The 12,809-nt window shown below is 60.5% G+C and carries 10 protein-coding genes and 1 pseudogene; 5 read left to right on the forward strand and 6 right to left on the reverse strand.

Translation table 11 applies throughout. The features are described from left to right. The first annotated feature begins 39 nt into the window (after positions 1–39). Positions 40–1,062 (forward strand): RluA family pseudouridine synthase, encoded by a 1,023-nt coding sequence (locus ACTJKV_RS06025; RefSeq protein ID WP_111850335.1) that lies wholly within the window; start codon positions 40–42, stop codon positions 1,060–1,062. 262 nt (positions 1,063–1,324) lie between these two features. Beyond that, positions 1,325–2,227 (forward strand): RNA polymerase sigma factor RpoH, encoded by a 903-nt coding sequence (gene rpoH / locus ACTJKV_RS06030; protein WP_062425133.1) that lies wholly within the window; start codon positions 1,325–1,327, stop codon positions 2,225–2,227. Positions 2,228–2,528: 301 nt separating this feature from the next. Here rpoH and ACTJKV_RS06035 read toward each other — a convergent pair whose 3' ends face one another. Together ACTJKV_RS06035 and ACTJKV_RS06040 are read right to left on the reverse strand one after the other, a co-directional pair. Continuing rightward, complete coding sequence (locus ACTJKV_RS06035; RefSeq protein WP_274101878.1) at positions 2,529–4,949, reverse strand: hypothetical protein; 2,421 nt, start codon at positions 4,947–4,949, stop codon at positions 2,529–2,531. A 70-nt stretch (positions 4,950–5,019) separates the two neighbouring features. Beyond that, positions 5,020–6,318: an adenylosuccinate synthase gene (locus ACTJKV_RS06040; protein WP_062425131.1), complete on the reverse strand. Its 1,299-nt coding sequence runs from the start codon at positions 6,316–6,318 to the stop codon at positions 5,020–5,022. 219 nt (positions 6,319–6,537) lie between these two features. Here ACTJKV_RS06040 and ACTJKV_RS06045 point away from each other — a divergent pair, with 219 nt between their 5' ends. Further along, complete coding sequence (locus tag ACTJKV_RS06045; RefSeq protein ID WP_274102261.1) at positions 6,538–7,425, forward strand: DMT family transporter; 888 nt, start codon at positions 6,538–6,540, stop codon at positions 7,423–7,425. Between the two features lie 56 nt (positions 7,426–7,481). Here the strand turns inward: ACTJKV_RS06045 and ACTJKV_RS06050 are convergent, their stop codons facing one another. Both ACTJKV_RS06050 and ACTJKV_RS06055 read right to left on the reverse strand, forming a co-directional pair. Beyond that, on the reverse strand, positions 7,482–7,721 hold the full coding sequence (locus tag ACTJKV_RS06050) for a hypothetical protein (RefSeq protein WP_062439919.1): 240 nt from the start codon (positions 7,719–7,721) through the stop codon (positions 7,482–7,484). A 196-nt stretch (positions 7,722–7,917) separates the two neighbouring features. Next, positions 7,918–8,634, reverse strand: coding sequence for an SDR family oxidoreductase (locus tag ACTJKV_RS06055; protein WP_274101879.1), 717 nt, complete (start codon positions 8,632–8,634; stop codon positions 7,918–7,920). A 130-nt stretch (positions 8,635–8,764) separates the two neighbouring features. Between ACTJKV_RS06055 and ACTJKV_RS06060 the strand changes: the two genes are divergently transcribed. Further along, the gene (locus tag ACTJKV_RS06060; RefSeq protein WP_274101880.1) at positions 8,765–9,697 is read left to right on the forward strand and encodes a LysR family transcriptional regulator; all 933 of its coding nucleotides are present in this window, start codon (positions 8,765–8,767) and stop codon (positions 9,695–9,697) included. Between the two features lie 154 nt (positions 9,698–9,851). After that, positions 9,852–10,581 (forward strand): annotated as a pseudogene (locus ACTJKV_RS06065) (3-keto-5-aminohexanoate cleavage protein). Positions 10,582–10,678: 97 nt separating this feature from the next. Here ACTJKV_RS06065 and ACTJKV_RS06070 read toward each other — a convergent pair. Then, entirely contained in the window at positions 10,679–11,788 is a 1,110-nt protein-coding gene (locus tag ACTJKV_RS06070; RefSeq protein WP_274101881.1) for a hypothetical protein, read from the reverse strand. A 266-nt stretch (positions 11,789–12,054) separates the two neighbouring features. Continuing rightward, positions 12,055–12,651 (reverse strand): DUF1134 domain-containing protein, encoded by a 597-nt coding sequence (locus ACTJKV_RS06075; RefSeq protein WP_062425158.1) that lies wholly within the window; start codon positions 12,649–12,651, stop codon positions 12,055–12,057. Positions 12,652–12,809: the final 158 nt, after the last annotated feature.

Raw genomic sequence — 12,809 nt, forward strand, 5'->3', positions numbered from 1 at the left:
GGGGTCCTTGGAAGTCTCGGATTGATCGGAAAAATAAGAATGAACGACCCCTTTAAACAAGGCGAAGACGCAAGGAAAGTCCTGATTGCTGGCGATGATGCCGAAGGGCGCCTCGATTCCTGGCTGGCAGCCGAAGTTGGGGGCGATCTTTCTCGCAGCCGCCTCAAGGCGCTGATCGAGCAGGGGGCCGTCTTCGTCAATGGTGTGGCCGTCACCGAGCCGAAGAAGAAGATCCGCGTCGGCGACCGCATCGAGATCACCATGCCGGAGCCGGAAGATCCCGAACCCAAGGGTGAGGATATTCCACTCGAGGTGGAATATGAGGATGATGACCTGATCGTGCTGATCAAGCCCGCCGGTCTCGTGGTGCATCCGGGTGCCGGCAACTGGACGGGAACGCTGGTCAACGCGCTGATCCATCATTGCGGCGACAGTCTCTCCGGCATCGGCGGCGTCAAGCGCCCCGGCATCGTTCACCGGCTGGACAAGGAAACCAGCGGTGTGATGGTGGTCGCCAAGAACGACAATGCCCACCGGCATCTGGCCGCACAATTTGCCGACCACGGCCGCACCGGCCCGCTGGAGCGTGCCTATAAGGCGATTGTCTGGGGCCGCCCGAAGAGCCTGCGCGGTACGATCGATGCCGCCTTGGGACGCAGCACCGACCGAACGAAACGCGCCGTCAAGCGCGAGGATGCCGATGATGCGCGGGAAGCCATAACCCATTATGAGGTGGTGGAGCGCTATCACGAAAAGCCGGATGCAACCTCGCTCGCCTCCATGGTGGAATGCCAGCTGGAGACCGGGCGCACCCACCAGATCCGCGTTCACATGGCCCATATCGGCCATCCACTGATCGGCGATCCCGAATATGGCGCGGCCTTCCGCACCAAGGCGAACCTTCTGCCGGAACCGGCGAAGATCGTCGTCAACCGCTTCCCGCGCCAGGCGCTGCATGCCTATCTGCTGGTCTTCGAACATCCGCGTACCGGCGAGGTGATGGAGTTCGAAACGGATATGCCGGACGACATGGCAGAACTGGCCGAAGCGTTGCGGGCTTAAGCGGCAAGCAACGCCTGACGGTGCGCGCCACCCTGCCGTTTTTCAATGATGATTTTTTTGGGAACGATTTCCGCTGAGATCGGTTTTTTCAACGTCCCGTGATGAGGTATTATTGGTCGCTATGGGAGTGTCGCGTTTCCTTGAAACGTGACATCCGCATACATATTTAAGACATGGCTTGAAGCGGGGTCGGAAATGAACCGCGATAAGGTTCGCCTTAGGTTTGGGAACCGTGCCTGAAAAAACATAAAGGGGGTGCTTTATGGCCCGCAATAGTTTGCCATCGATTACGGCTGGTGAAGCCGGTCTGAACCGATATCTAGACGAAATTCGCAAGTTCCCGATGTTGGAACCGCAGGAAGAATATATGCTCGGCAAGCGTTATGCCGAGCACGGCGACAGAGATGCCGCCCATAAGCTCGTGACCAGTCACCTTCGCCTCGTTGCCAAGATCGCCATGGGTTACCGTGGTTACGGTCTGCCGATCGGCGAAGTCGTGTCCGAGGGCAATGTCGGCCTGATGCAGGCGGTGAAGAAGTTCGATCCCGATCGCGGCTTTCGCCTTGCGACCTATGCCATGTGGTGGATCAAGGCGTCGATCCAGGAATATATCCTGCGCTCGTGGTCTCTGGTCAAAATGGGCACGACCGCCAACCAGAAGCGCCTCTTCTTCAACCTGCGTCGTCTCAAAGGGCGTCTGCAGGCGATCGACGACGGCGATCTGAAGGCCGAGCATGTCAAGGAAATCGCGACGAAGCTGCAGGTGTCCGAGGAAGAAGTCATCTCGATGAACCGCCGCCTGTCCGGCGACGCCTCGCTGAATGCGCCGATCAAGGCGTCCGAGGGCGAATCCGGCCAGTGGCAGGATTGGCTGGTGGACGACCAGGAAAGCCAGGAAGCGGTGCTGATCGAGCAGGACGAGCTCGAAACCCGCCGCCGCATGCTTTCCAAGGCACTCGGCGTTCTGAACGATCGCGAACGCCGCATCTTCGAGGCACGCCGTCTGGCGGAAGATCCGGTAACGCTCGAAGAGCTGTCCACCGAATTCGACATCAGCCGCGAACGCGTTCGCCAGATCGAAGTCCGCGCCTTTGAAAAGGTGCAGGACGCGGTGCAGAAGCAAGCCGAAGAGGCTGCCAAGGCACTCCGGCTCGTGGACGCCTGATACGTTTAAAGCGTGTCGCGATCTTTCAGATTCGCTCCCTACGCTTTAAGTCCTTGTTTTGTCGCATGTCGTTATCGCAAAACCGCTGCACACTTTTGCGCGACATGCGTTAGAGCGCCGTGCGTCCTATTGGACGCACAAAGGACGCTCTATCTTCTTTGATCTACGCATCGTGCTTTCCGAAAATCGATTCCGATTTTCGGGCCGATGCTGTAGGCATTCGGCGAATACACTATCCAAGCAAAAGCCCCGGTGAAATCTTCACCGGGGCTTTTCGTTTTGGTTGAGTTATCCGACCTGCTTACTGCGCGGGCGTCGGCGATGCCGCCATCCACTCGCGAAGCGCGGTCTCAAATGCAGACTTGCCGTCAGCGCCCTTCTGAAGCGTCAGAAGCGCCCGGCGACCGTTGCGGTAGGACACCGGGATGTCGATCCAGTCGCGGGTTCTGAGCAATTCCAGATTGGTCTTGCGTGCGTCGGGGAAGTCGTTCAGCGCGATCATGTGGAAATCGTCGGTGATCTTTGCAGGAACGGCGATGAGTGCGTTGCCGCGGTCCTGTTCAGTGGACTTCATGGCGATGCGCTGGACGCTGTCGATGGCGCCGCCTTCGAAGCCGGGCGAGACCGAGAAGACGATCTCGACCAGATGGCTTGCGGGAAGCGACGGGTCGGTGTTGCGCTTGAAGGTGATGAGTGCGCTGAGGCCACGGCCGGGAATGGTGATCTGGCCCTGAACCTCAGGCGATGGCTTTCCAGCCTCGTCCTTCTCGTTCTGCAACGTCCAGGAGACCGTTCCTTCGATCGCTGTCGGAACCGTCTGGCCAAGCACTTCCTCGTAAAGGAACATGCGGTCGCCGGTTGCTGCGGCAGCCGGGGCTGCGGTCTGCTGTGCGGCGGGCTGGTTGCCAGAGGCTGCAGGTGCCGCGGCAGCTGTGTTCTGGGCCGAAGGCGCTTCGTTCTGCTGATAGACCGATTGGCCTTCTGCGGTCACAGGCTGGCCATTGGCGCCTGGGCCTGGGCCTTCGTCCTTCTCCGTACCATCGGCGAGAAGCCGCTGGGTGAACTTCGTGCCGGTGACGGAGCCGTCATCGGCAGGACGCGTCGCTGCCGGCGTCGCTGTCGACGCCTGGCCCTGGGCCGGTGCCTGGCCGTTGGCCGCTGGCTGATTGCCAGCCGGTGTTTGGCCATTGGCCGGTGCCGATGCCGTCTGCGAGGTTCCGTTGGATGGTGTCTCGGTCGATGTGCCCGTCTTGGCCGAATTGACCAGACCGCCGACCATGTCGTTCAGGGCCTCGCGGTTCATCCAAGCGGCGTAACCACCGCCTGCAAGCAGCACCAGGAGGCCAACGCCAAGAACCATGCCGGCATAATTGCGCTTCGGCTTTTTCTTCGTCGCATAGGCGGCGGCCGGAATGCCAGCGCCGGTAAAGCCGTTGTCGAAATTATTGCCGGCCGTCTTGTCGGAGCGCTCGTTTGCGCCGCCATCATAGCCGATCAGTTCTTCGAGATCGTCCCAGGGCGTGCGTTCCTTGTCGTCCTTCTTGGCGCTTGCCGCAAAAGGATCTTCATCTGCACGGGGCAGGGATGGCGAAGACTTCGGCGGCAGATCGAGTGCCGTGTCCTGAAAATACGAAGAGAAATCGTCGACCGGAGCCGCAGCCATGCCAGCGGCAGTTGCTTGCGTGGTTTCCGGCTGATCGCGATGAGCGTCATGCTCGTCGAAGGCGGCATAATGCGTCTCGTCGGAAGCGGGACGGTTCTCCGGCTCTACGCTGACATTGCCATAGTAATTGGAATGGCCGTCGAAGCCTGCCGTGTAGGGAAGCGGTGCGTTCTCATGCAGCACGGTTTCGGTGCTGAAGGGTTCTGCCTGACGCGGTTCTTCGCGCGCGTCGTCATCCTGACGGATCTCCTCATGACGGTAATCGTCATGGGCAACCTCGTCGTGGCGATAAGCGGCATGAAGCTGATCGTCAGCTACATGGTCGCCGACCGTCGTCTCTTCGCGCTCCCACGGGGCGGGCTCGAGATGGCTGTCCTGGCCGACCCAGTCGCGGTGCGCGTGGTCTTCCTCGGCGACGGGCTCATGACGCGCTTCGACACCGTGGTGCTCGTCCTCATGCTCATGAGCATAGGCCGGGGCCTCGTGGCGATAGGTCTCCGGCTCCTGGTGCGTCGCGGGCGTCTCGTCGAATGCCGGGCGCTCGTAACGCTCGGTGTCTTCTGCCGTCTCCCCGGCACGGTAGGCCGGCTCTTCGGCCGGCTCAGCCTGATAGGCGGGCTCGCGCTCTTCGTGCCGTTCCACATCTTGGTGGGCAGCATAGGTATCGTGCTGCTCAGGCTCCGCCTGCTGATCTGGATGGGCGGGTTCCGCCTCATCCCGATGGTCATCGGCGTAGCGCTGCTGCTGTGCGACGCTTTCTTCATAATAGGGCGACGACACGTCTTCGGTCGCAGGCGCCGCGTAAGCGGCGGCCGCGCCTTCGTCTTCGTCCTCCACTGCGGGAAGTGCTTCGGAATACTCGCCCTCGACCTCGGCAATCGCGGTGTCGAGCTTCATGATCTGCCGCTGGAGCATTTCTTCCGGCGGGCGTGGCTTCATGTTTTCAAGCTGGCGCACGACGGCGCTGCGTGCCTTGTCGTACACCTTGGCCCGGTTTTCGGGAGTATTGTTCGCCAAGCCATCCACGGCCTTGCGAATGACTGCTACAAAATCCGCCATCAGCACTTTCTCGTCGGGACCGGCAACACGCTGACCCGAAATGGTTTATGAAGTTTGATCGCCGAGGACATTAGTCCTCAAACGGGTCAGTCACAAGTATGGTGTCGTCACGCTCCGGGCTGGTGGACAGCAGTGCCACGGGCGCGCCGATCAGTTCCTCGACCTGACGCACATATTTGATCGCCTGGGCCGGCAGGTCCGCCCACTTGCGGGCACCGACGGTCGATTCCTTCCAGCCCTCAAGCGTGATGTAGATCGGCTCGACGCGGGCCTGTGCGCCCTGGCTTGCCGGAAGGTGATCGATTTCCTGGCCGTCGAGCTTGTAGCCGACGCAGATTTTCAGTTCGTCCAGGCCATCGAGAACATCGAGCTTGGTGAGCGCAATGCCGGTGATGCCGTTGGTGGCGACCGACTGGCGCACCAAGGCCGCATCGAACCAGCCGCAGCGGCGCTTGCGGCCCGTAACGGTGCCGAATTCATGACCCTTCTCGCCGAGGAACTGGCCGATTTCGTCGTGCAGTTCGGTCGGGAAGGGGCCTTCGCCGACGCGCGTCGTATAGGCCTTGGTGATGCCCAGAATATAGCCGAGCGAGCCGGGGCCCATGCCCGAACCGGCAGCCGCCTGACCCGCCACCGTGTTGGACGACGTCACATAGGGATAGGTGCCGTGGTCGATATCGAGAAGCGAGCCTTGCGCGCCTTCGAACAGGATGCGCGCACCAGCGCGGCGCTTCTTGTCGAGCAGCAGCCAGACGGTTTCGCTGAAGGGAAGAATGCGATCGGCAATCGATGTCAGCTCTTCCATGATGGTTTCATGCGCAACTTCGGCAGCGCCGAAACCGCGACGAAGGGCATTGTGATGGGTCAGAATGCGGTCGACTTTGGCCGACAGCGCCTCACGGTCTTCGAGATCCATGACGCGGATGGCGCGACGGCCGACCTTGTCTTCATAGGCAGGACCAATGCCGCGGCGGGTGGTGCCGATCTTGGTGCCACTGTTGGAAGCCGCGTCTTCGCGCATGCCGTCCAGTTCGCGGTGCAGAGACAGGATGAGCGTGGCATTGTCGGCGATGCGCAGGTTCTCAGCCGTCACCTTGACGCCCTGGGCTTCCAGACGGCCCATTTCCGCAATCAGTGCGTGAGGATCGACCACCACGCCATTGCCGATGACGGCAAGCTTGCCAGGACGAACGACGCCGGAAGGAAGCAGGGACAGCTTGTAGCTGACGCCATCAATGACAAGCGTATGACCGGCATTGTGCCCACCCTGATAGCGCACGACCACGTCGGCGCGCTCGGAGAGCCAGTCAACAATCTTACCCTTGCCTTCGTCGCCCCACTGCGAGCCGACCACGACTACATTCGTCATTTCTTGCTTCCCTGCTCATGGCGCCGGGGCGCCCCTACCTCAAACCCGCAAATCTATACTGCGTTGTTTTGCGGAAAGCGACCCTGTTTATGCAGCGGAATTTTGCTTTTGTAGGATAATTGTGCCCATCCTATGGCTGAAAAGCGTGCAACTGCTCTTGCGAAGCCGTGAGGGCGAGTGCAGAAATCGGGCACGTCTTTGAATGAAAGTTCTGTGCCCGTGCCCTCCAGAGCCTATCTCGTCCTCACCATTGCCGCATTGTGCTGGGGCGGCAATGCCGTCGCGGGCAAACTTGCGGTGGGCCATATCAGCCCGATGGTGCTGACCTTTCTGCGCTGGGTGGTTGCGGTGGTGATCATTGTCGCGATCTCCTTGCCGCAACTGGCCCGCGACTGGCCGGTGGTCAAAAAGCGGCTGCCCTATTTCTTCATCCTCGGTACGGTGGGATACACCTGTTTCAACGCGGCTCTCTACTCGGCGCTGAAATACACAACCGCGATCAATGCCGCGGTCATCCAGGCTGTCATTCCGGCGGTGATCTTCATCTTCAATTTCGCGCTCTTCCGCACCAAGGTGCTGGCCGTCCAGATCATTGGCTTCATGCTGACCATCTTTGGGGTTGCGCTTCTCGCCTCCCGCGGCGATCTGATGTCGCTCGTGCGGCTTGAGTTCAATCCGGGCGATGCGATCATGCTGCTCGCCGTGCTCGCCTATGCGATCTACACCGTGATCCTGCGCTGGAAGCCGGCGGTGGACTGGCGCACGCTGATGGCCATTCCAGCGACGGCCGCTCTTCTGACCTCGATACCGCTCATGGGATGGGAAGTCTTGAGCGATCAGGCGATCTGGCCCGAAGCGAAGGGTTGGGCGATCGTTCTTTATACCGCACTCTTCCCGTCGCTCGTCGCGCAAATCTCTTTCATCAAGGGCGTGGAAGAGATCGGTCCGAACCGCGCCGGGCTCTTCATCAACCTCATTCCGGTTTTCGGCACCTTTCTATCGGTGATGATCATCGGCGAGACGCTGCATCTCTATCAGATCATCGCCCTTCTGCTCGCACTTGGCGGCATTGCGGTGGCGGAACGAAAAAAGCCGCCTGTCGTGTAGGCCACAAGGGCGCAACGACGGGCGGCAGTCGGTCATGAATCTCTTTGATATTCGGTTCAGCGCAGCTTTTCGAACTGGTCGAAGCGCTGGAAGTAGAAGTCGAGCGAGGCGATCGCGGCCTTGCGCTCGATGTCCACTTGCTCGCCCTGTGTGATCGATGGGGCGGATGCAATGAGGTTGCGCTCGATCTTGGCAAAGCTTCTGGCGAGACCGCCGGGGCCTGCCGCGTCTGCGTGGCTTGCGATGGATGCGATAACGATGCCGCACAGTGCGGCTGCGAAAAGCTTCTTCAACATGTCTAACCCCGTTTCGTGGCCGGCTTGCCCGCCGGTTTCTTTTGCGCTTCGGTTACCGGGCCGGTTTTTCTTTTGTTGTCCGGCCTCTGTTGAAGACGACATTACGAGGCAAAATTTTCGGGGCGTTTAAATCGATCGGTACAATTTTATCGGTCTTTATTTTTAATGCCGCTCATCGCATTTTTTTCGGCGATCCTCACCAGGGAACCTCACGTCCTTCCCGGTCAAGATAGCGAAGACCTGGCTTTCCCTGCTGCGCGAGAAGCGTGGTAACGATCTGCGGTATGGTTTCTTCCATGCCGAAGGGCGCGTTGGGGCCGCCAAGTCCGGTGCGGATCCAGCCTGGCGCCATCAGCGCCAGGGCGCGAGAATCGTGGGCATGGCGAGCCGCATAGCTGCGCATATATTGGTTCAGCGCAGCCTTGGAGCCGCGATAGACCTCATGACCGCCATTCGTGTTGTTGGAAATGCTGCCTTGCCCGGACGACATGACGCCGATCAGACCAGCCGGCGTCACGCAATCCTGCAAGCCTTCAACCACCCGCATGGGGCTAAGCGCATTCGTGACCATCACGCGGATGAACTCATCGGTGGATACCTCCGCAATCGTCTCATCCTGATTGGTGTTCGCCGTACCAGCGTTCACGAACAGGATGTCGATCTGTTTCTCCGCCAGCCGATCACGCAACGCGGCGATCTGCTCCGGCTCTGTGACGTCGAGCTGTTCGATTTTGACACGGCCTCGATGTGCGTCGGCAAGGTCGTGCAGCTGGCTTCGATCAAGTCCGCGCACCGTTCCGATCACATTCCAGCCGCGTCCCAAAAATTCTGCCGCCATGGCATGGCCAAGTCCGCGCGATGCGCCGACGATGAGACTGGTTCTGTTGGTTTTGTTTGCATGGTTCGAGGTCAAGATCTCGCCTTTCCTTTTGATGTCGGACGCCATCATCCTCCTCGCAGGTGAAGTGCGCCAGACGCACAGGATGCAAACTATTATTGCATGAGACGCTATGCATCTGTCGGGTATCGGATAGAGTGTTTCGATGGACACCATCGACCTCAATCTTTTGACGGCACTGGATGCGCTTCTGACTGAAGGCGGTGTAACGGCGGCCGCGCGGCGGCTGGGCCTCAGTTCATCCGCCATGAGCCGGACGCTTGCCCGATTGCGTGCCGCGACCGGCGATCCTCTGCTCGTGAGGGCAGGTCGTGGGCTGGTGCCAACGCCACGCGCCATCGCGCTGCGTGAGCGCGTTCATGTGCTGGCGCGCGATGTGCGCGCCGTTCTCAGCCCGCAGGACGGTACCCTCGATCTGGCCGCTCTGGAGCGGACCTTCACGATCCGGGCCAATGAAGGTTTCATCGCCCTGTTTTCCGCTCCCCTGGTCGCCGCGGTGGTTGCGACCGCTCCCCATGCGCGCCTGCGCTTTGCGCCGAAGCCGGTTAAAGAGGCGGGACCGCTCCGGGACGGAACGATCGACCTGGAAATCGGAGTGCTGGGTGACTTTGCGCCCGAGGTTCGAACGCATCTTCTCTTTCGCGACCGCTTTGTCGGCGTTGTCCGACAGGGGCATCCGCTGCTCTCAGCACCGGTGACGCCTGAGCGGTATGCCGCCGCCCGGCATGTCGTCGTGTCCCGGCGCGGGCAATTCACCGGGCCGGTCGATGACGCTCTTGAGACGCTCGGCCTTAGCCGCGAGATCGTGGCCGTGGTGCCGGGCTTCCCCGATGCCTTGCGGATTGCGCGCCAGTCCGATCTCGTCGCGCTGGTCACGCAATCCTGCCTGTCCGACGCACGGTTCGAAGATCAGTTGGTGAGCTTTCCGCTACCGGTGGAAACGCCTGAGATCGCCGTCGTGGCGCTTTGGCATCCCCGCATGGAAGCCGATCCTGCGCATCGCTGGCTGCGCGAGACGGTCATTGCCGTATGCCGGTCCTCCGCGCCGTCGTCGAAACCGGAGGACAATGGCGGCTAGAGTGCCGTGCCTCCTATTGGACGCATAAGGGATGCTCTATCGTCTTTAATCCAGGCATCGCGCATTCCGAAAATCGATTCCGATTTTTGGGCCGATGCTGTCGGCAAAATCTGGGAAGCCACGTCCGCCACAACAAAAGCGACAGGAAGCTCACATGATTGTCCAAGCCTGCATCAACGGAGCCCGTCCCGCCGGTTATCATCCGAATTTGCCCCCTGACGATCGATGGCATGGTCCGCGATGGTGTTGCCTCGATCGAGGCGGGTGCGGCCGAACTGCACATCCACCCTCGCGATGATGCAGGCCGGGAAAGCCTTGCGGCCGTCGATGACACGATCTGCGCCATGCGCCGCGCCTGCCCAGGCACGCTGATCGGCGTTTCCACGGGCGCATGGATCGAAGCAGATGCAGCAACCATGCGGGCGCGCATCGCGGCCTGGCGTGAGCGGCCCGATTATGCGTCGGTCAATCTCTCCGAACCGGATGCTCCCGCGGTGATGGCGCTTCTCGACAGGATCGGGGTCGGCATCGAAGCGGGTCTGGCGACGATCGCCGACGCGAAGCGGCTCATCGCATTGCCGGATTGTCCGCCCCTGTTCCGGGTGCTGATCGAAATTGAAGAACAGGATGTCAACAAAGCCGACGAGATCGCCGATGGCATCGCGCAGGTGCTGGCCGAGGCCGGGCTGTCCCGGCCGATCCTGCTGCACGGCTTCGATGCGACCGTCTGGCATTTCGTGCGACGCGCGCGAGAGCGGCGCTGGTCGACCCGGGTCGGATTGGAAGACGGCCTGTCAAAGCCAGATGGGACTCTGGCCAGCGGGAATGCCGAGCTGGTCGCCGCGGCTGTGGCAATATTCGCGCCGAACGGATGCGTCCGCTGATCCTTCGCCACGTGTATCGTTGCGCGTGGCCGAGGCTACATCACTTCCGAGAGCGCCGATGATGGCGCTCACCCTTGCTACGGCGTGAGCATCCTTCTTAGGATGACCCGGCGCGGCGCGCCATCAGCTCGCGGGCGCGGTTTGCCAGGCTTTGGCGGTTACCTGCGCTTTCGGCATTGGCGATGAGAGCGGGGATGGGAGAAGTCTCACCTTCTTGCGCGGCAGTGAGCGCGATCATGCGTGCAGCAATCTGGCTGATCTCGTTGCGGATCGCGTCATCATGGGTGTCGCCCTTGATGTTCAACAGCCGCTCCGTCAGCGCCGTGCCCTGATTGCGGATATCCTCGATTTCACGCGAAAGTCGTTCTGGCGTTTCCACAGAGGTTTCAGACTGGATGAGCGGACGAGGGGCGGTGCTCAGCGCATCCTTGCTGCCCTCGTTGCCGCTCATGCGCTCTTTCAGGCGGGCGATTTCCTGGGCGCGACGCTCCAGCAGCATTTCGCTATCGGCATTGCGTGCCATTTCCTTGGCAAGCTGATCTTCAAGCCGCGCAATCTTGCGACTTTCGCGGTTCATATGCTGGGCGGTCTCGCGCGCTTTTGCGGCAGCGTCTTCCAGCTGGCGGGTGATGTCCTCACGCTCCTTGCGCCAGGAGGTTGCCTTGCTCTTGCCCTGCTCAACTTCCAGATCGCGGGCCGACAGCGCGATCTTGAGATCGTCCAGCTCACGGGAAATGGCGCTGACGCGCTTGGTGAGATTGGAGATTTCCTGGGTGCGGGCGATCGCCGTTTCTTCGGCGTCGTTGAGCTTGGTCGTGAGCCGAGCGACGGCGTCCTCGTGACGGCGGGCCTTGGCGCGCAGGTCGCCCGCCTCCAGCGTCATCTGCTCGAGCTGCAGTTTCAGCTCGCGGGTTTCGGCGAGAAGCCGTCCGGCATCGCCCTGGGCCGCTTCATTTTTGAACTTCAATGCCAGAGCCTTTTCCCGCTCGGAATCCAGTTCCTGACGGGTACGGGCATTTTCCGCGGCATACAGCGCACGCGCCATGTCCTTTTGCGCACGCACCTCCTGCGGGCTCATCGGCATCGTCGCACGCAGTCGCTTTTCGGTATAGGAAACGATGCGCCGGTGGATCGCAGGGGCAATCAATGAAACCAGCAAAATTGCGCAGAGGAAACCAAGGCCGAAAATAAGGGCGTACTCAATCACGCGTGGTCGTCTCCACAGGAAGCGCCATGGGTCGATGACCCAGAATGGCAGCTCATTTCATCGTCGCGGCGAAGACTGTCATGGCAATCTTGCGCCAGGCGGTCATCGCCTTACACGCTAAAGCGCCGTGTGTCCTATTGGACGCACAAAGGACGCTCTACCTTTTTGAAGCTACGCATCGTGCTTTCCGAAAATCGATTCCGATTTTCGGGCCGATGCTGTAGTCGCGTTAGAGGACTTTACTGCAAAAGTGAGCGGCTGACGAATCAGAAAGGATTCCAGGTCGGCTGCGGGGTGAGCTTCAGATAGCCGACATTGATGCCAAGACGCGCGCCGATGCCGGTACGGATCGGGGCGATGGTGACGTCGCTGTTCTTCAAAACCGTCATGCCAACGCCGGCGACGATGAAGGCCGAGCCGCTGACGCCGCCATAACGACGATAGAGCGCGTTGACGGAAGGAAGGTTGTAGACGAGCATCATGGCGCGTGTGCCCTGGCCGCCGTAATCGAGACCGAGCGATGGGCCCTGCCAGAAGACAGGATGCTGACCGGCATTCTTCGTATAGAGCGTACCTTCGCCATAGGTGAGGCCTGCAACAAAGGCGCCGGAGCCTTCCTGGCCCAGAATGTAGCCATTCGGCAGACCATATTGCTGGAATGCGCGTTCCACGACCTTCGCAAGGCCGCCCGTCGTCTCGCCGAAGAAGCCGTGACCGGCATCGACAATTTCCTGGATTGTGTATTGATCGCTGCTTTGTGCCGATGCCTGCGCAGCCGACAAAGACAGGCTCGCGAGCATCACGAAAATCTTTACCAGTCCGAGGCGTGCGATGGTGCGGAGTTGGTTAAGTCGCATCGTCAGTTCCGTCCGTCTGTTTGTTACCATTGCCGTGTTAAGACATTTGGCATTTTGAGACCATGATATTAACAATCGGTTTACCAAATATGGTGTCATTATGGCTTAGAGCGTTTCCTTGCTAAATGGAATCGGTCCGGCGAAGCACGTTTTCGACAGGACAT

Origin of the sequence: Agrobacterium sp. 22117 (assembly GCF_052045735.1) — a bacterium.
Taxonomy (GTDB): domain Bacteria; phylum Pseudomonadota; class Alphaproteobacteria; order Rhizobiales; family Rhizobiaceae; genus Agrobacterium; species Agrobacterium cavarae.